This window comes from Synechococcus sp. CBW1002 (assembly GCF_015840915.1).
Classification (GTDB): Bacteria; Cyanobacteriota; Cyanobacteriia; order PCC-6307; family Cyanobiaceae; genus CBW1002.
In genome coordinates, this window is record NZ_CP060398.1 from 3,664,224 (window position 1) to 3,683,046 (window position 18,823).

The 18,823-nt window shown below is 64.2% G+C and carries 20 protein-coding genes; 8 read left to right on the top strand and 12 right to left on the bottom strand.

Annotated features, from left to right (window positions below; translation table 11 throughout):
* The first annotated feature begins 271 nt into the window (after positions 1–271).
* From H8F24_RS17985 to H8F24_RS18020, 8 genes are all read left to right on the top strand, one after another.
* Positions 272–1,633: a sensor domain-containing diguanylate cyclase gene (locus H8F24_RS17985; RefSeq protein WP_197170440.1), complete on the top strand. Its 1,362-nt coding sequence runs from the start codon at positions 272–274 to the stop codon at positions 1,631–1,633.
* Between the two features lie 109 nt (positions 1,634–1,742).
* Positions 1,743–2,186 (top strand): hypothetical protein, encoded by a 444-nt coding sequence (locus H8F24_RS17990; RefSeq protein WP_197170441.1) that lies wholly within the window; start codon positions 1,743–1,745, stop codon positions 2,184–2,186.
* Positions 2,187–2,253: 67 nt separating this feature from the next.
* Positions 2,254–3,441, top strand: a complete 1,188-nt coding sequence (locus tag H8F24_RS17995) for a GTP-binding protein (RefSeq protein ID WP_197156303.1) — start codon at positions 2,254–2,256, stop codon at positions 3,439–3,441.
* A gap of 288 nt (positions 3,442–3,729) precedes the next feature.
* A complete protein-coding gene (locus H8F24_RS18000; protein WP_197170442.1) occupies positions 3,730–4,314 on the top strand; it encodes a HupE/UreJ family protein in 585 nt (194 codons plus the stop codon).
* Positions 4,315–4,398: 84 nt separating this feature from the next.
* Complete coding sequence (locus tag H8F24_RS18005; RefSeq protein ID WP_197156307.1) at positions 4,399–4,542, top strand: hypothetical protein; 144 nt, start codon at positions 4,399–4,401, stop codon at positions 4,540–4,542.
* 152 nt (positions 4,543–4,694) lie between these two features.
* Positions 4,695–5,756 carry an extracellular solute-binding protein gene (locus tag H8F24_RS18010; RefSeq protein WP_197156309.1) on the top strand — a complete coding sequence of 354 codons (1,062 nt, stop codon included), beginning with the start codon at positions 4,695–4,697 and terminating at the stop codon, positions 5,754–5,756.
* A 132-nt stretch (positions 5,757–5,888) separates the two neighbouring features.
* Positions 5,889–7,388, top strand: a complete 1,500-nt coding sequence (locus H8F24_RS18015; RefSeq protein WP_231597954.1) for an iron ABC transporter permease — start codon at positions 5,889–5,891, stop codon at positions 7,386–7,388.
* Positions 7,389–7,851: 463 nt separating this feature from the next.
* Positions 7,852–8,451: a ferritin gene (locus H8F24_RS18020; RefSeq protein ID WP_197156313.1), complete on the top strand. Its 600-nt coding sequence runs from the start codon at positions 7,852–7,854 to the stop codon at positions 8,449–8,451.
* 54 nt (positions 8,452–8,505) lie between these two features.
* Here H8F24_RS18020 and H8F24_RS18025 read toward each other — a convergent pair whose 3' ends face one another.
* The 12 genes from H8F24_RS18025 to H8F24_RS18080 form a co-directional block, all read right to left on the bottom strand.
* Positions 8,506–8,817, bottom strand: coding sequence for a hypothetical protein (locus tag H8F24_RS18025; RefSeq protein ID WP_197156315.1), 312 nt, complete (start codon positions 8,815–8,817; stop codon positions 8,506–8,508).
* A gap of 2 nt (positions 8,818–8,819) precedes the next feature.
* A complete protein-coding gene (locus tag H8F24_RS18030; protein WP_197170443.1) occupies positions 8,820–9,413 on the bottom strand; it encodes a Crp/Fnr family transcriptional regulator in 594 nt (197 codons plus the stop codon).
* A gap of 401 nt (positions 9,414–9,814) precedes the next feature.
* On the bottom strand, positions 9,815–10,303 hold the full coding sequence (locus tag H8F24_RS18035; RefSeq protein WP_197170444.1) for a Fur family transcriptional regulator: 489 nt from the start codon (positions 10,301–10,303) through the stop codon (positions 9,815–9,817).
* 73 nt (positions 10,304–10,376) lie between these two features.
* On the bottom strand, positions 10,377–10,613 hold the full coding sequence (locus H8F24_RS18040; protein WP_197170445.1) for a hypothetical protein: 237 nt from the start codon (positions 10,611–10,613) through the stop codon (positions 10,377–10,379).
* A gap of 142 nt (positions 10,614–10,755) precedes the next feature.
* Positions 10,756–12,306, bottom strand: a complete 1,551-nt coding sequence (locus H8F24_RS18045) for an IS5 family transposase (RefSeq protein WP_197155761.1) — start codon at positions 12,304–12,306, stop codon at positions 10,756–10,758.
* 104 nt (positions 12,307–12,410) lie between these two features.
* On the bottom strand, positions 12,411–13,358 hold the full coding sequence (locus H8F24_RS18050; RefSeq protein WP_197170446.1) for a cation:proton antiporter: 948 nt from the start codon (positions 13,356–13,358) through the stop codon (positions 12,411–12,413).
* Positions 13,359–13,427: 69 nt separating this feature from the next.
* Positions 13,428–13,850, bottom strand: coding sequence for a hypothetical protein (locus H8F24_RS18055; RefSeq protein ID WP_231597955.1), 423 nt, complete (start codon positions 13,848–13,850; stop codon positions 13,428–13,430).
* A gap of 262 nt (positions 13,851–14,112) precedes the next feature.
* Entirely contained in the window at positions 14,113–15,000 is an 888-nt protein-coding gene (locus H8F24_RS18060; RefSeq protein WP_197170447.1) for a hypothetical protein, read from the bottom strand.
* A 110-nt stretch (positions 15,001–15,110) separates the two neighbouring features.
* The gene (locus H8F24_RS18065; RefSeq protein ID WP_197156320.1) at positions 15,111–15,617 is read right to left on the bottom strand and encodes a hypothetical protein; all 507 of its coding nucleotides are present in this window, start codon (positions 15,615–15,617) and stop codon (positions 15,111–15,113) included.
* A 139-nt stretch (positions 15,618–15,756) separates the two neighbouring features.
* Entirely contained in the window at positions 15,757–16,887 is a 1,131-nt protein-coding gene (locus H8F24_RS18070) for a lysylphosphatidylglycerol synthase domain-containing protein (protein WP_370594650.1), read from the bottom strand.
* Positions 16,884–18,128 carry a nickel pincer cofactor biosynthesis protein LarC gene (larC, locus tag H8F24_RS18075; RefSeq protein WP_197170448.1) on the bottom strand — a complete coding sequence of 415 codons (1,245 nt, stop codon included), beginning with the start codon at positions 18,126–18,128 and terminating at the stop codon, positions 16,884–16,886. Before larC ends, H8F24_RS18070 begins: the two co-directional genes overlap by 4 nt.
* Positions 18,128–18,772, bottom strand: coding sequence for a hypothetical protein (locus H8F24_RS18080; protein ID WP_197156323.1), 645 nt, complete (start codon positions 18,770–18,772; stop codon positions 18,128–18,130). Before H8F24_RS18080 ends, larC begins: the two co-directional genes overlap by 1 nt.
* Positions 18,773–18,823: the final 51 nt, after the last annotated feature.

An 18,823-nucleotide genomic window follows, 5' to 3' on the forward strand; every position in this document is an offset into this window, starting at 1 on the left:
TCTTGCCGCACCGCAGGGTCGTGGCCCAAGCCTCTCCGGCTCGATTCGCTGCAGCGGTGGATGACGTGGAGGCCTGGATCACGAAACATGTTTCCAGCGCCACAAGTCTATGGCCAGCGAGATGATTTGATGCATAATGAGCAAATTGTTGGAACACTTCGGGGGGGGGTCAGCAATAGGACCCTTTAGCATTGATATTCAATCCGTATCCAGCGGCTCCGCGGTTGATCAAGCCAGCCTTGATCCGCCGGGTCGATCCCGCCCGGAGCCCATGGAGCGTGCATCTGACAGCGAATCAACGATCACCGGAGTGATTCTGCGCCCGGAGGATTCCTCTGCCGGCCTCGAACCCTTTCTGCTGCTTCCCGGCGATGGTCTGCTGCTGATCAGGGGCCTTGACCCCCAAAGCCCTGGCATCGATAAGGCCTGCCTCACGATCCTCTACGCCGATCGCGAGGCCCATGCCTGTCTGGGAGAGGGTCTGAGCGCAGCGATCGGTGGCGCCCTCCTGCCGTTCTGGCCAGCCCTGGCCGAAGCGATCCAGCTGCACAGCCTGGTGATGACCCAGGAGGGTCCTCGTGATCTCTGGCTCCCCTGGCAGGAAACATCTCTGCTGGTGAGACTGTTTCGCACCGACGATGGCGTGGGGGTCGGACTGCTCGCCTTTGAGGAAGGCTTCGCTGGCCCCAGCCTGCTCCAGCCACAGCGTGGCTCCGAGGCCATCGCGCGCCAACGTGTGGAACTGTTTGAACGGTTGCTGCACGCGATCGGCGACGTGGTGCTGGTGACCACAGCTGAGCCCTTCGCAGCTCCTGGCCCCGTGATTCTTTATGCCAATGCCGCGCTGCTTTCCCAGACCGGATACTCCTACCAGGAAGTTCTGGGACGCAGTCCGCGGATGTTCCAGGGAGCCGGGACCAGTGCTCTGGTGCGGGCCGGCATGCGCACGGCCCTGGAAAACTGGCGGAGTTTCAACGCCGAAGTGCTCAATTACCGCAAGGACGGCAGCACCTACTGGGTGGACATAGCGATCTCCCCACTGCAGGACCCCAGCGGCTGGTTCACCCACTGGATTTCGGTTCAGCGGGACGTGACCTCACGCCATCACAACCTGCAGCATCTCAAGAACCAGGCCTACCAGGATCCGCTCACTGGCCTGCCCAATCGACGCTCCCTCGGCGACTACCTGCAGACCGCCCTTGATCGCCTGCACCGCCACGCCGGTCAGGCAGTGGTGATGTTCTGCGATCTCAACCGCTTCAAGGAAGTGAACGACACCTACGGCCACACTGTGGGTGACCGCCTGCTCGTGGCCATCACCAAGCGTCTTCAGGCCGCACTGCGCCCCGACGACGTGTTGGTGCGCTTTGCTGGAGACGAGTTCGTCGTTGTCCTGGAGCAATGCGGCAGTCGGCAGCAGGCGCTCGCCATGGCCCATCGGCTGAAGAAGCAGGTGGGCAACACCCTGCACGTTGACACCGCAGTGCTGCAACCACGCATCGGCATCGCCATGACCTCCGACCCTCTCACAGCTGCTGCTGACCTTCTGCATCAGGCGGATCTGGCCATGTATCGCGCCAAGCGACAGAAAGGGGACTCCGTGGAGATCTACGACCCAGTCCTGGATGATTGAAACCCTGAGAGCCGATCAACGTTGAGAAGTCAGTGGCGAAAACAATGGCGAAAATCCTGTCCAGACTGAAGCGGCAGAGGCCCCGAGCCGACAGTTCCCAGCTGCATTGATGACGTTCCCAATCGACTACGCCCTGCGACTGCGCAGCCTCTGGATCTGCTGGTTGCTGGCCATGCTCTTCCATGTCGAGCTGGGGCTGATGCCTCTGTTTCATGGCCAATCGCCGGAGATCGAGAGCCATGTGGATGCTGCCCAGCTGCCTCTGCTGTTCGGGGCGATGCTGGGATACTTCCTGTTGCCACTTCTAGCCGTGCTTCTGATCGCCTATGCGGCCAGTGATCCCCAGGGATCTCGGCGGTGGCGACCCTGGCGGCGCCTTCATTTCTGGTTCAGCATCGTCTACACCATCACCAACATTCCCCACCTGATCGCCGACATCGTCGTCCCGGATTCGCGCCTGGATCAAGTGGTGCTGATGGTCGTGTTGGTGCTGCTGGGGCTGGCGATCAACCTGGAGGGGTGGCGCTGGTGGCGGCAGGCCCTGCCGTCCTGATTCCAGCCGCAGCCACCAGCCTCCGCGCCCGCTTACCCTGAAGACAGGCTGTCCTCCCCCACCGCGCATGTCTCCCGCCCCAGGCCGTGTCGCCGCCAGCGAAGCCACAGCGCCCCTGCAGGATCCGGCGACCGTGGCAACGACGGAGCCGCTGCCCTCAGGCCTGCCAGTCACGATCCTGACCGGCTTCCTCGGCGCCGGCAAAACCACCTTGTTGAATCACATCCTCTCCAATCAGCAGGGGGTGAAGACGGCCGTTCTGGTGAACGAGTTCGGTGAAATCGGCATCGATAATGATCTCGTCGTCACCACCGGTGAAGACATGGTCGAGCTCAGCAACGGTTGCATCTGCTGCTCGATTAACGGTGAACTGCTCGAGGCCGTGTACCGCATCCTCGATCGTCCTGACCCCGTCGATTACCTGGTGGTTGAAACCACAGGTCTGGCCGATCCTCTGCCGGTGGCGATGACCTTCCTCGGCAGCGATCTGCGCGAGCAGACCCGCCTCGATTCGATCATCACCCTGGTGGATGCGGAGAACTTCGGCGAAGAGATTCTGGCCGGAGAAGTGGGTCGCGCCCAGATCGTCTACAGCGACATGCTGCTGCTGAACAAATGCGATCTGGTGGAGGAAGAGCGGCTCGCCGAGCTGGAACGGCAACTACGCACGATCAAGACCGATGCCCGGATTCTCAGATCGGTGAAGGGGGAAGTGCCACTGCCTCTGCTGCTCAGCGTGGGCCTGTTCGAAAGCGACAAAGTGGCGACCAGCCAGCAGGCGGAGCAGGAGCGGGCCGCCGCTGCGGCGGATCACGACGCCTGTGATCACGAACACGGCCATTGCGTGCACGATCACACCGAGCACGATCACAACCATCACAGTCATGCCGATCACGGCCACGGCGGGCATCACCATGATCACGGCGCCCACCCCGATCATCTGGCGATCGAAGGGTTCACCTCCCTGTCCTTCGCTGCCGATGGTCCATTTGCCCTGCGCAAGTTCCAGAATTTTCTCGACAACCAGCTGCCTGGCAGTGTGTTTCGTGCCAAAGGGATCCTCTGGTTCAACGAAAGTGAGCGGCGCCACGTGTTCCACCTGGCCGGCAAGCGCTTTTCCATCGATGACAGCGACTGGCCCAGTGATGAGCGCAAGAATCAGATCGTGCTGATTGGCCGCGATCTCGACCACACCCGCCTGCGTCAGCAACTCCAGGCCTGCGTGGCCAAACATGCCGGCAAGGGCTTCGCCTGAGATCGGCAGCCAGAGCGGCAGCGGCGGGGCTGACTCCCTGGCGCTCTCAGCACCACTGTCTCCATTGCTGCGATGCCCTGTGACAGCAGGCGAGATACTGGTTTCAGTCCTTTCTCTCGACGTGCTGTCCCTTGGCTGCCATCACCAGCCCTGATTTCTGCCGACACTGACCCTGCACTGACACATCTGCCGGCCCGATCCATGCAGGCCATGGATGCATGGATGGGACCAGCCTCCCTGAACACCACTCGCCCCTCCCCAACCGCGCTGGCGCGGACAGAGTCATCCATGCTTCTGCCCCCCTCAATCCGCCGATCCCTGCTGCCGGCCGCGGCGGCAGGCCTTGGCCTCAGCCTTCTCTCGGCCCTGCCCGCTTCCGCCCACGGCGTCGCCGATGCAGGCTTCGGCAGTGGCTTCACCCATCCCCTGCTCGGCTTGGACCATCTCCTGCTGTTGCTGGGAGTTGGGGCCGCAGCCTCCTGCATCGGCTCCGGTCTCCTGGTGTTCGCCCTGGTCGGCGCGGCAATCGGTGCTGTGATCGGCACTGGCGGCGCCCAGGTCCCACTGGCCGAAACCCTGGCGGCTCTTGCCGTTTCCGGTGTGGGTGCCTTGATCCTGCAGGTTCAGCGTCGTTCCAGGCCGCCCGCCCTGGCGCTGGTCGGAGGTCCAGTGGCCGTGGCCATCCATGCTCTGCTGCATGGCCAGGAGGCCAGCGGTGCCCTGACCTGGTGGCTGGGGGTGGGACTGGCCTCCAGCGCTGTGGTGGCTGGCTCCTTCCTGGCGGTCCGCCGTCTTCCGAAAGGCTGGACGGCGCGACTGGCCCTGCTGCTCACCCTGGCGGGCGGCGTGCTGGCCCTGGCGCCCCTGAGCTGAGATCCCAAGGCAGGAAAACCGCCATGTCGGCTACACCCACCCTGTTCAGCGTGGCTACGCTGAGCCGAACACGCACCGGATGCCATGGCTGAACTGCTTGTCTTCACCGGAGTGCTCGCACTGTTCGGTCTCGCCTTCTGGCTCACGGCAGACTCCGACGACGACAGTGGTGGCGGCGGTCTGATGCAGCCGGTGCTGGTTCCCATCCCGGTGCGCCGTCAACGCTGAATCCCGGCACGAACCATCCGTTTCTGCAGATCCCTCCGGCCCGGCGTGACCAATGTCACGTCGGGCCGCTTCATTTGTGTCGTGGTCTCTGCAGAACTGCTGCGTAGGGTCCGCCAACAACGTTCGGATCTTCAGCGCAGGTCCCTTTTTCCATGTCTCGCAGCAATCAACCCCGCCGTCCGGTTTCCGTCCCTGTGATCGCTGGGCTTGTGGCCCTGCTGGCCGTGGCGGCGGGGGCCGCCGTGGTCGTCCGTCGGATGGGCCGCACTCCGGTGCAGGAACTCGGGGTCTACTCCGGCCGTCACTACAACACCGACAAGGAGCTCTACCGCCGCTTCACCGAGCAGACCGGCATCCGGGTGCGCCTGCTGGAAGGCAAGGACGATGCCCTGATCGAACGGGTTCGCACCGAAGGAGCCAACAGTCCGGCCGATGTGCTGGTGCTTGTGGATGCTGCCCGCCTTGACAAGGCCGCGGGCATGGATCTGTTCCAGCCGGTGAGCTCCAAGCAGCTGGATCGCGATGTGCCCGCCAACCTCCGCGATCCGCAGGGCCGCTGGTTCGCACTCACCCGTCGAGTACGCATGGTCGTGGTGAATCCAGCCATGGTGGATCCAGCCACAATTCGCACCTATGCCGATCTGGCCAAGCCCGCCCTCCAAGGCAAACTCTGCCTGCGCAACAACCGCAGCGTCTACAACCAATCCCTGGTGGCCGATCAGCTGATTCAACGGGGTGAACCGGCCACGGTCAGCTGGATCAAGGGCATGGTGGCCAATGTCAGCCAACCCTTCTACACCTCCGACACCCCCCTGGCCCGGGCGGTGGCCAAAGGAGAGTGTGGCGTGGCCTTGGTGAACAGCTACTACGTGGGTCGCATGCTCGCCGGTCTCAGCGGCGAAGCGGATCAGTCCCTGGCCAAGCAGCTCAAGGTCGTGTTCCCCGACCCGGCTCATGTGAACGTCAGCGGGGCCGGCGTGACCCGGAACTCAACCCAGGCGGAGGCCGCCACCCGTCTGATCGAGTTCCTGGCGTCCCCCAGCGGCGGTGAGGGCTATGCCGAGGCCAATTTTGAATATCCGCTCAAGGGTTACGGCAGCAGTGCAATCCTCAAGGACTTCGGACCATTCCGAGATGATGGGGTCTCGGTGCAGCAGATGGGCGAGAAGAACCGAAAGGCCGTGGAGTTGATGCAGGCCAACGGCTGGTCATGATGGCTGGCGACTGAAAATTGCGTGGATTCTTTCTTGCCTGCCGTTGCTTCAGGCTCGGTGGCCCCCGAGACCGAGCTAGGTCCAGGTCCGCCATCGCCCGTCGATCACCTTGAGAGCAGACCACCGCGGCGATTGCTCCTCGGGCTGGCGGTCTGGCTGATCTGCCTCCTCGCCCTCGCCCCACTGATCGGCCTTGTCCAGTTCGCCTTCTCCGGCGCTGCCGCGCAGCCTCTGGATCTGGGGCCCGGCGGCCTGTTGCAGCTGGGTAACACCCTGACCCTGCTGCTGCTGGTCGGTGTGATCGGCGCCGTTCTCGGCACCACCACCGGATGGCTCACGGCCAGTTGCAGCTTCCCAGGACGGCGCTGGCTTGCCATTGCCCAACTGTTGCCCCTGGCTACTCCGGCCTACCTGCTGGCCGCCACCCTGGTGGATCTGGGCAGCCGCAACGGTTTGCGCGTGCATGGCCTGGCCTGGTCTGTGCTGGTGCTCACCTTGAGCACATACAGCTACGTCTTCCTGCTCGGCAGCGAGAGTTTTGCCGTGAGTGGACGCCGCCAGATCGAGGCGGCCCGCAGCCTTGGCGTGGGCCCCTGGGGCAGCTTTCGCCGGGTGGCCCTGCCAATGGCCCTGCCATCGATCGGGGCAGGCATCGCCCTGAGCGGCATGGAGGTCGTCAATGAGCTGGGAGCCGTGGAACTGCTCGGCGTTCCCACCCTCTCGGTGGGGATCCTGCAACGCTGGCAGAACGATGGTGATCCGCAGGGCGCCGTGGGGCTGGCCCTTGCCGCTCTGGTGATCGTGAGTGTGCTGGTCGGAGCCGAGCGGCAGCTCCGCCACCGCAGCCGTCGCTGGGGGATGGGCTCGCCGGGAGACCGGCTGCAGCCCTGGCCCCTGAGCGGCTGGCGGGCCGCTCTGGCCCAGGTGATCACCCTGTCGCCCCCCCTGCTGGCACTGGGATTTCCCCTGCTCTGGGCCGTGTCGAGCTGGGATCAGATGCACGGCGAATCGATCCAAGACCTGATCGCCCTGACCCTGCGCAGCTTCGCTCTGGCCCTGCTGGCGGCGCTGCTCACGGTCGCAGCTGGCCTGGTGCTGGCCATCTCCAAACGCTGGATTCCCCAGGTGCTGCTGCGCCGGATCACCTTTCTGGCCGGCATGGGCTACGCCGTGCCGGGGGCCGTGCTGGCCCTGGCCCTGATGCTGCTGGGCGGGCCCTGGGCCTTGAGTCCCCTGTTGCTGCTGGTCTGGGGCTATGCCGATCGCTTTCTGGCGGTGGCCAAGGGTGGACTGGATGCGGGGCTTGAGCGCATTCCCCCCAGTGTCGATGAGGCTGCCACCGGCCTGGGATGCAGTTGGCTCAAGGTGCTGCAGCGGGTCCACCTGCCGCTGCTGCGTGGTCCACTGCTGGTGGGAGCTCTGCTGGTGTTTGTCGACACCGTGAAGGAACTGCCTCTCACCTTCGCGTTACGCCCCTTCGATTTCGACACCCTCTCGGTGCGGGTGTATCAGTACGCCAGCGATGAACGGGTGGGGGCAGCCCTGGTACCGGCCCTGCTGATCCTGCTGCTCGGGCTGGCGGCAGCCATGGCCCTGGTCCCCACCCTGGAACGGCAGCGGGGTCCGCACTAATCGCGGCCGCAGCGGCACTGACCGCCTTTCCATTTGGAGCATTTCGACTTCTTGCAGCCTTTCTTCTTGGCGACACGCAGAGTCTTGACACGCGCAACCGGCTCCTGAGCCTGCAGGCGTGGGTCGTCACTGGGGCCGAGAGGCTGGGACATGGCAGGAAATGGTGGAAAGGAGAACGGGGAAAGGGCGGCAACCAGAACGTCTTGCAGGTCAGCTGGGTCAGGACAGCTTGATCATGACAAGCGGGTCATGACAGGCGGGTCATGACAACCGTCTTCTGACAACTGTGCTCTGACAGCCGTGACTCGACGACTGGATGTCTGATCGCCATCGTAGGAACGTTTCCGGAGCAATTCGCCGCCGGCCAGGCCTGGTCACCTCGCCACGTAACCAATGGCACAGGGTGGGGCATGGCCGGTCTTTGCCTGATCTGGGTACGCTGAGCTCCACTGCCAGCCAATGCATGGGACCAGCTGAGACCAGCCTCACCACCGCCGCTGAGGCGACCCTGCCAGCCATCGGCATCGGAGCCTTCCGCAGACCCGTGGCCCAGGCCATGGAACCCTCCTTGCTGGAAGCTCTGCAGGAGCATCTGATGCTGGAACTGCAGGCCAGCCTCTCCTACTGGGCCCTGGCGATCTGGTTCGGGGAGCGGGATCTGCGCGGCTTTTCCAACTACTTCAAGCTGGAATCCGAGAGTGAGCGCCAGCACGCGGCGCAGTTTGCCGATTATCTCGTCGCCCGCGGCCAGGCGGTCCCCCTGCGCGACATCCCAGCCCCCCGACAGGGATGGATCGGCCTCGAGGAGATCCTCACGGCCGTCTTCCAGATGGAAGCCGATCTCACCACATCGCTGCAACAGATCTATGCGATGGCTGAACGATCCGGCGATACGCGTACCACTGTCTTTCTCGACCCCCTGATTCAGGGCCAGATCACCTCCGAAAATGAGGTGGCCCATCTGCTGGGTCGGGTGCGGCTCAGCCAGAACCAACCGGCTGCCGTTCTACTGATCGATGGAGAACTGGCAGCGGGCCAGCACAGCCCAGCGCAGCTAGCCTGATCGGAGACCGCCTGAACAGATGGCGCCGAACCGGATCCAAGCTGGGGTCCGGTCTCAGGTACAGAGTGGACGACTGCAAAGTTCCAGCAGCAGAGCCAGGCTGATCGACTGCCTCAGGCCCTGGCGACGGAGCACCAGACCAGTGGTGCGCAGATCCTGCAGTCGTTGCAGCAGCAACGTTCGCTCCCGCTCCAGACGGAGGATCAGCCGCTGCTCCTGCGTGGAGCCGAGCGCTGCGATCACCTGACGGCAGCGCTGGCGCACGCCATCGGCTTCGCGGCAGAGGCTTGTGATCAGGCTGTCGCTGGTCCGGTCGCTTGCGGCTGTCCCCAGCTTGGTTGGGTTAGCTGATCTGGGTGACGTCATGATCAGGCAGCCGCCAGAGGTGCCGATTCCACCAGTTCTGGTGCCAGGCGCAGCACCGAGGCGCCACTGGGCACCTCAATCAACCTGGCCTGGCGGATGCGGGAGATCAGGCGCGTCGTGGTGACGCGGGTAGTGCCGATCAGTTCGCCAATGCGCTCGTGGGTGAGGCGGAAGGGCAGATCACACCAGTTGCCACAGCGCCGTCCGAGGCGCCGAACCAGCAGTGACAACAGAGCGTGCAGCCGCTGCTCGGCACTACTGAGATGGCGAATGCGCAGGAGTTGCAGGGTCCACTCATTCACCGGATCGAAACCGCTGCCGGCGGCCTCGGTGTCGGTGCGGAACACCAGGGGGGTGAGAGCTTCGACGCAGACCCCTTCGCTGCAGAGACGATCCGTGCAGAGCTGGTCGCCGGGCTGGAGGAAGGCGAGGGTCATGCCTTCGGTTTCCTCGCAGGGGCAGTAGACGCGGGCAATCCCCTCGAGCACCTCGATGCAGCTGCCTTCAGCGCGCAGACCGGGATCCAGCAGCACGGTCTGACCGATGGGGACCCTCACGCTGGAGGCCGGAGCGTCGGGCAGGAAACGAAAGCTCATGGATGGGCGTGGCCACAGGGGGCTCAGAACCGCCTGCGGGCTTAATGCGAATGACTCGCAACCTAAACAACAACGCCCCCTTTTGCAAGCGATTCTCAATAACAACTGCTAGTTGCAAGGGCGTCGGGTCATCGGGTCCGTGCGTGAGATGCGCTCAACCGTGCCATCGGTTGCCCGACGCCGTCACATCCGTACCGCCTGAGCCGCACGGTCCTTCCAACCTGAAGACGACCGACGCACCGCACCGATGTTTCGTCTTCGTGGCGACCGGGCCAGCCTGCTGGCCGCCCTCACGGCCGAGTGGGCCGATCAGCAGTTGCAGCTTCCCGGGACCTCTCCTCTCTCAGAGGCGTGGCTCTCCACCCCAGGTTCCCCGAACGGTGCAACCAGCAGGGCCGCCTTCAGGTCGACTCGGCGGCGCAGCTCGGACAGAGGGCGCGCACGTTGAGCACGCACTCCAACATCCGAAAACCCTGCACCTTGGCTGCCGCTTCGCCGGCCGCCAGCACGGCACCGTTCTCGAACTCCTCGGTGCGGCCACAGCGGATGCAGACCAGATGGTGATGATCCCGATGGGTGTCGCCGGTCAGCTCGAAGCGGCGTCCCCCTTCCGGCAGCTCCAGCTCCTGAAGCAGCCCCATGGAACTGAGCAGCCGCAGGGTTCGGTAGACGGTGGCCAGGGAGACACGCTCCCTGGCCCGGAGCAGGCTCTGGTGGACGTCTTCGGCGCTGAGGTGGGTCCCTTCGCCGATCCGCTCGAACAGGGAGAGCACCCGCTGACGCTGGGGGGTGAGGCGCTGGCCTCGGTCATGCAGGCTGCTGCGCAGGCCCGCCGCGCTGGGATCGAGGCCGGAGGGGCTGCCAAGGCCGGTGGCGGGACGGGTGGACACCGAGGCTCGACAGATCTTCTCAACAATAGGTCCTGTTGAGAACAGTGGGTCCTCTTGAAACCTCGCGAGTCGATCAGGAGCGGCTGACGCGGCCGTAGCGCGTCACCAGGCCGAGGGCGCTGAGGCCATGGGCCGCGATGCTGAGCAGCACGGTGGACGCGGCTATCGAGGCGATCGTGCTGCCGTGGACGAGCGGACTGTCGAGCACCAGCAGGCCGAAGACGATGCTGGCCAGGCCGCGCGGACCGAACCAACCCACGAACAGGGTGGTCCAAAGTCCGATTCGCAGTCCAAAGGTCGCCAAAGCCACCGGCACCATCCGCACCAGCGTCAGGCTGAACAGGCCATATAGGGACTCCTGAAAAAGATTCTCGGCCCATCGGCGCCGGATTCGTCCGTTTGCTTCGCGTTAATCAGGCTGGCAAGCGCGGTGACATCAAGTCGGCCAGATCTCAAAAGCATGGCTTGCAGATGCCCTCAGGCGCTCTGATCGCTGACCAGGCCATAAAAAAGCTGTAGATCCACCCAAAAAGAAGGACAAAAAAGAGGCGCAGCAGCCTCAAGACCTTTTCCGCGCACATCACGACAAAGGCCATCGAGATGGAGGATTCGGCACCAGCTGGTAGACGAGCCATGATCAGATCCAGGGAATACTTGCGCTTTCCAGAGCCAAAGACGCCTTCCACTTCATTGCGTCGAGCTTGATCAGATCGGAGCTGGTGCTTGTGTGCAGTGGTGACATCAGGATCCTTGGGCGGGCGACCCAATCGCTTGCCGGAGAGGCGAATACCGTTCCTCGTGCAGAAATGCCTATTCTTGGCCGTGATATAAATCCGGTCGGCGCAGATTCGCTCTGGGTAAGATCCTGTATCCAGCTTGTATTTTTCCGCCTGAGCGATAAGGTCTTCTCCTTCGTTGTAGGGGTTCCAGCTTATGCGGTGCAAGAACGGAAAGCCGTTTTGAACCGAAACACTGATTTTGGCTCCAAACTCCACCGCAGCACGTGCTTTGCCTCGCACCATTGGGCGGATATGGGTCTGCACAAGATTCACCAGGCGGTCTGGAATGCTGTTGGTCTGAGAGGCGAGCAGAAGGCCCTGTTGCCGCTCCAACTCGCTGCAGGCCAACAACTTCTGCCACCAATGCCTCTTAAGCTCGGAAAGCCTTGCCCCGCAGCCGATCAGAGCATCAATGGCCTTGAGATTCTGCCGCACATAGCCAAGCTGATGTTTAATGGCAGCCTTCACTTTGCGGCGACGTGGTCGTTTTTGCTTCGCCACTCTCAGGAAATGAGCACGAGCAAGGCCACGGTCGTAGCGAGGTCGATGTCTCCTGAATCCCGATGACTGACTGCACAGATCATCAATGACTCGCTCGGTCGTTGTGCGAGCCTCGTTGAGGAGCTTGAGGTCTCTGGGATAGGTGATGTCGGCTGGAGTGCAACTGGCATCAATCGTGAGAGTGCCCCAATTCTTTCCTTCTGGCCAGTCAGCAGGCTTGATCAACGCATCAAGTTCTAGCTGAGCGCCTCCTCCACTGGAATCACGATCATCATGGTCGTCATCGTCTGCTGCCTGAGCAAGTGCTTCCAGAAGGATCTCTTTGCCGCGCTGCACCACCAGCTCGTTGATACGGCGCAGATCCTCGTCAGAAAAACGCTTGCGAAAGTGCACCATCATCGAGGCATCAAACGGTGCCTTAGCTGTGTAGCCCGCAAAGCCGAGAAAGAACTGAATATAGGCGTTCTCTCTGATCTGATGGACTGTCTCTTCGTCGGTGAGCCCTAACTTCTGTTTGATGTAGAGAGCACCAAAGGCCATTCTCACTGATTTGGCTGGAGCGCCAATTGTGGCGCTGAATTGAGGGGCATAGGTTTCTTCCAGCTCATCCCATGGGATCAGCCCCTCCAGTTGAACCCAGCGATTCTCGGGATCAAGTGTGCCGCCAAATGGCAGGTGGAACTCCTTGATTGAGATCTGACCGTTATTGTGCCTCCGGTACATATGGAACGATCAGGAGTAAAGGCAATCACGGATTGCCTGATTCACGGCCACTTTAGCGGTTTCTCATGCTTGAGACCAGCTGCGGCGCAATGGATCTGGATTGTTCAGGAGTCCCCATATAGCAGGGTAGTGGCGGAAAGCTGAGGGAAGCTCAGGGCCACGACGGCCGAACCGAAGGCCACCCAGGTCAGGAGGGAGAGCACATCGGCGGTGGCTTCGGCGGCCACCAGTTCCTCCTGCTTGCGCTCCTGCGGCGTCAGGCCCCCGAAGGTGAGGCCACCACAGAAGCAGGCGATGAAACCGCTGCCTCCCAGCTGCTGGGCCAGGGCGAAACAACAGACCGGCAGGGCGATCGCAAGCACCGGCTGCCAGTCGCTGGTGATCCAGCGACGCCTGAGGCAGAGATCGCGGCACCGAGCGGCGAGAAAGGCCAGGCCGCAGCCCAGCACCAGCCCCAGTCCCACCTGCTCCAGAAACAGCCAACCCAACAGCAGCACCCCATCGCCGGCGCCACTGCCCTTCTGCGCCATGGCCAGAAGGGAAAGCAGCAACGGCACGCAGATCCCGTCGTTGAGACCGCTCTCGGCACTGAGGTCTTCCCGCACGGCAACGGGCACCGCCGGATTGGTCACCACCGGTTGGCCGAGGGCGGCATCGGTGGGGGCGAGAACGACCGACAGGATCGCCGCCTCAACCGGACTGAGCGCAGGCAGCAGCAGCTGAGCCACGCCCATGCCCAGCAGAATGGTCAGGGGCAGGCCAAGCGCCAGCAGACGGATCGGCAGGCGCCGGCTGTCGCGCAGCACCGGCAGATTGGCGGTCGCGGCATCGGTGAACAGGATCAACGCCAGCGTGAGTTCGGCGATGGTCCGCAGGTTCTCCGAGGTCACATTGATGCCCAGCCAGCCAAGGCCAGCCGGCCCCAGGATCAGACCGGTGAGCAGAAACACCACCGCTCCGGAGAGGGGGGTCTGTTTCAGCCGCCCAGCCACCAGGCCGTAGGCGAACACCAGGACGGCAAGGATCGCCCAGTCGAGATACGACGTGATCATCGCTACCGGATCAATCCAGGCAACCCGTGGGAGCCCCAGGAGCGACAGTCGCAGACCTGCGATGGTGGTTCAGTTGCATCCCTGCACAGAGATGCGATAACTGAAGCCGAGAGCGCCTGGATCATTACTGGCGCCTACCTTGAAATTCATCTGGCTGGCCTGCTTGCCAGGAACCGCTTGGAAGGGGCCGAACATGCGACCGGTACCGATTGGCGGGCTCATGGATTCATTGATTACCTGCAGGGAGGTGCCATCGCTGAACTTCATGAATCCTTCCACCGGATACTGTGCTTTCGGATCGGAGGAATTAGCCGTGAAGAAGAACTTGTAGCTGCTGAAGGGCTGATCCACGATGAAATCGGTGTTCCAGTTCGGCCGGGTGAACGGCATCACCTTGCCGCGGCCCACAGACTTGGACACGATCGGCGATGATCCGTCTCCACCGATCGGCTGCAGAAAGGTGCAGCGTTCCTGGGCCTCAGCACCGCCCATCAGACTCAGACCACCCAGGGCCAGGCCAACGGAGGACAACAACAGGGAACGGAGAACGCGTGCCATGGGCCTGGAGTAAAGGATCAAGAGCCAACGGCGAAATCGCCGTTGGTCAAGATTACCGGGGCCGGTGTTGCTGGCCCCGGATCTCTTGGCTCCCCGCCTGCCCTCCGATGACCAGCCAGCTGGATGACCATCTGACAAGACGGACAGCATCAGGACATCAGCTCAGACCAAGAAGCAGCTCAGGCCACGAAGCAGCTCAGACCGAACCGAAGGCCACCTGACAGGCCGCATTGATCAGCTCAGCCTCTTCGGCGCTGTTGGGGTTGCGTCCGTCCAGGGTGCCGCGATTGCAATCGGCAGTGAGCTGATAGGTCGCGTCATCGGCCGTGACCGCAAAGGTCACCGCAGAACTGCCGCTCGGCTGGACTGATCCATAGAGCAGCTGGTAATCGGTGTTGGGTACAACAATGTACGTGACATTGTTGCTCACTGCATTGTCCACAGCATTGTTAATGATTGACGCCGTGGCCAGGGCGCCGATCCCCCAGAGGGCCGCATTGGCACCCCACCAACCCCAGGACGACGTCCGGGAGACGCTATACCAACCTGTGTTCCAGGGTCTGGCATAGCCCCAGCCGGGACGAGCCCAGCCGGCGTGGATGTTCACATCGCGCACATTCACCCTGCGGTTCCAGTTGACATCGCGATGAACGTTGCGGTTGACGTTGCGGTTGACGTTGCGGTTCACATCCCGATTGACGTTCCGATTGAGATCCCGGCTCACATTGCGGTTCAGGTCCCGGTCCCGGTTGCCGCTCCGGTTGAGATCTCGGTTAACGCTGCGAGTATCAATGCTGCGGCTGCCAGTGCCGCGATTCCCAGTGCTGCTGCGGTTACCAATGTTGCTGGGGCGATTGAGGCTGGGGGAGCTCGGCGAGCTGGCCCGTTGACTCCAGCCACCGGAAGGCCTGCTGGAGCCTCGGTTGAGAGTGGTGCCGGAACCGCTGAAGCCCGTGCGGCGGGTTCCACCACCGCCGCCGCGAGATCCACTGCCGCCGCGAGAGCCACCACCGCCGCCGCGAGATCCACCGCCACCGCGGGAACCCCCGCCGCCGCCGCGGGCGATCAGCGCATCTGGGGACATTGTGGGCGATGCCGCCGTGGATGCGTGATCCAGGGGTTGGATAGCCAGCGCTGGGGCCAGGGGAGCGGCCATCCAGCCGGCCAGAAGCAGGGACAGGCCTGCAAGACGTGTCATTTCTTGTCCACCTCATGCTTGACCACATCGCAGCCATCGTCGTAGCAGGACACATTCACCCGGCCGGCCTGATTGAAGTGCACAATCACCAGATCACGGCCATCCATGGAGTCTGGATTGTCCTCCCGAACACTGTTGAGATAGTTCGGATTCACCACGCACAGATCCCGGTTGTTGAAGCAGATCGTGTTGGTGGAGAAGCGTGCACCGGCATTCACCAGGGTCATCCAGCCACCACCAGGCTTCTGCAAGGCCATGGTCACCGGTTGATCGGTGACGCGGATGGTTGCCACGGTCTTGCCGATCGTGTGCCGATAGAGGGTGGCGTCGCCTTCGTCGATCGCCTCAACCGTGCAGGGCTGGGGAGCGCCGCCCTTGACGGAGCACATCGTATCGAGTTTGTAGAGAACTTCGGCGCGAACAGGCGTCGGGGACAGCAACAGAGCGGCCATGCCGGAGGCGATCAGGCCACCGGCCACGAGCCAGGAGTGTCGAGTGGGCATGAATGGAGCGAGCCTCAGCAAATTGCGGGGAATCGCTTTCATCGTGGCAACGGGGGACAGATCGTCCACAACAAACGACCGAACCTGCCGGATTTGTGATCCCATCGATGGAGCAGAGCTGACTATCCCCCTGGCCAGCTCAGCGGGAGGTCCCGGTCATGCCGGCCAGAGGCTCTGGCCGGTCGGCCCGGGCGGTCGCGGCCCCGAGCAGATCGGCGGCCGTGGTCACCGCGCGGTAACTCAGGGCCACCGCCAGCAGCGGCGCCTCCGGCAGCAAGCCACCGAGGCGCAACAACAGCACCGCCTCAAACACCCCCAGACCACCCGGGGCGCCGGGCACCACCAGGCCCACCGTCCAGGCGAGGGCAAAGCCAGCCAGCCAGCCACTCCACTCCAGGGCGTTCTGCTGATCGAAGGCCAGCACGCAGCAGGCAAATCCGCCGAAGCGCAGCAGCACAAACAAGAGCATGGCCCCAAAGGGGAGCCAGGGCACATGGGACGGCGGAGCTACGCCCAGGTCGGCTGATTCAGAGGCGTTCTGGAGAGAGGGATCGGCAAGGGCCAGTTGACGGGCCCGTTGCTGTTCGAGCCGCAGCAGCAGGGGCTTCAGCCAGCGGGGAACCAGCAGGAGCAGGGGTAGCAGCCAGGGCAGGCCACTCCACCAGCGACCCTGGAGCAGGGCTTCCGGCGCCACCAGGGCCAGGGCCGCGATGGCCCCCAGCAGGGGGTCCAGCAGCACTGCCAGCAGCGCCTGGCCAAGACTTGCCGGAGTCGCCAGCAACGGGGTGTCCCCACGGCGCAGGACCTGCACGCGACCGGCCAGATGCCAGATCCCTCCTGGCAGGTACTTGCGCAGGTTGGTACTCAGATACACGACCGTCGTTGCGGCCCAGCGGGGCCGCAGCCCCAGCCAGCGCAGGATCACATTCCAGGCCAGGCCATTCACCACCAGGCTGAGCAGGCTCACGCCCACCCCGAGGGTCAGCCACCACCAGCCCTGGCGATCGAGGCCGTAGCGCAGCAGCTGGCGGCCATGCCCCTGCAAGGCCGCCAACAGAAAGCCGAAGCTGAGCAGCGTCACCCAGAGCCGGGTTCCGCCGGGCAAAGGCGGCAGGGCCGGCAGCCTCCGGCTCCAGGCCTTCACAAGGGCAGCCAGAGACGCGAACCACTGCCGCGATCTGGGCAACAGGTTCGCAAGGGCGGGGGGCAACGACACGAGGAAGGGAGAAGGGGGAGCAAAGAAGCGGGCGCCATCGCGCCTGGTGCTCAACGTTGCGCTTCGGGTCCACTCTGGTCCAGACAGCGATCCACAACGGCGCGCACAACGGCCAGGGGAAGCCCGTGCTGCCGAGCCAGCCCTGCCAGGTCGTCGTATTCAGCCTTGCACCGCGCCAGGCCATCGGGCCGCAGGTGACGCTTGAACCGCACCGGACCGAGGGACGTGGAGAGCTCCTCGATGCCTCGGGGAAGCACCCAGCGCTGCTGCATCTGTTCCCGCAGGCCCAGGCTGGTGCTGTGCCGCCACCACACCTGCCGCAGGGCGGCCCGCTGTGGCTCGCTGACCAGCGCGGTGATCAGGCTGCCCTGCCGCCCCTTCTTCATGCCGATCGGCTGGCTGAACACCTCAAGGGCACCGGCCTGCCGCAGCTCCTCGGCCAGGAACGCCAGATCTTCGGCGGTGGCATCGTCAATCTGGGCCTGCTGCTGAACGATCGTCTCCAAGCGGGGCTGAGCTCCAGGCGCCTCAGGCTCCGGAGACGAATCGCCGGTGGGCGGTTCCACCGCACGGGCCAGGCAGAGGCGCAAGAGGTTGGGGCGATCCAGGCTGCGGCTGCCCAGCCCCACGCCGATCCGCAGGGGCACGTGGCTCGGCGCCTGCCCGAAGCCATCGCTCCAGCAGGCCGCCAGAGCCAGCCCCGTGGGGGTGGTGAGCTCACCGGCCGGGAAACCCTCACTCGTGCCGAGCGGACAGCCACAGCGGCGTGCGATCTCCAGGACGGCCGGCGCCGGCAGCGGCAGCACACCATGGGCCGTCTGGACCGTGCCATGGCCCGCCGGCGGCACCGTGCACCGCAGCGACGTCACACCGAAATGGAGCAGCCCGGCGCAGACACCCACCACATCCACCAGGGCATCGAGGGCGCCCACCTCGTGGAAATGCACCTGCTCGGGGACATGGCCGTGCACGGTGGCCTCCGCGTCCGCCAGCAGGGTGAACACCGCCAGCACCCGCTGCCGCAGGGCCGGATCGAGAGGGCTGCTGCTGAGCTGCTGGCGCAGGCTGCCCCAGTGGCGATGAGGGGGCTGGGACTCGAGAGTCTCCACCTCCAGATGCAGACCCCGCAGACCGCCGCTGCGCCGCTCCTCAATCCGCAACCGATAGCGATCCGCCAGGCCGAGCTGCGCCAGGGGTGCATGGATAGCGGCCTCCGGCAGGCCCAGGTCCAGCAGCGCAGCCAGCAACATGTTGCCCGCCAGGCCGGTGGGGCAATCCAGCAGTGCCAGGGTCATCAGGTCGGGGCGTTAGCGGTGCGACCCAGGCGCGGCGCCGCTTCCAGCAGGCGCTCAGCCGTTGCCTCCAGAGAGTCGCGCTGCTGACGCAGCGCCAGATCCACCTCCCGGCGGGCCCGCCTCAGCTCCCGCTGGGCCGTGTCCACATCGAAGCCGGAGATGCCCCAGAGGCGTCCGAGCAGGGCGCGGTCATCAGCGCCGCCACGCTCCTCGCCGTAAAGAAGAGCCTCAGCGGCCATGCCAGCCTGCAGCACCCGACTCCAGCGCCGCAGCTCCTCCGCCGGCAATTTGGCGTGCTCAGGGGGAGCGAACTCGGTACAGCCGGCGCTCTGCAGCCCTGCCTGCAGGCAGGCCAGACTACCCACCAGGACACGTTTGACCGGCATGGCCTCGGCTTCCGCCACCAGCAGGTGGCCGGCTTCATGGACGGCGATGCGCCGCAGGCGCGCCTGACCACCAGGCAGGGCCTCAGCCAGCAGGTGGCCGCCCCGGCCGCCATAGCGGGCGGCATCGAGGCTGAGGCTGCCCAGCCCCAAGGCCGCCAGAAGGGTGATCCACCAGGGTGAGACACTCAGAGCCGGCCCGACCAGGGCCAGCACACTCATCAGCAGCACCGCCAGTCCGGCCATGAGCGGCTGGGTCATGGTCGTCAGCGGCTGGGACGGCTGATGGCGGCGCGGTGCAGGCCACCGGAG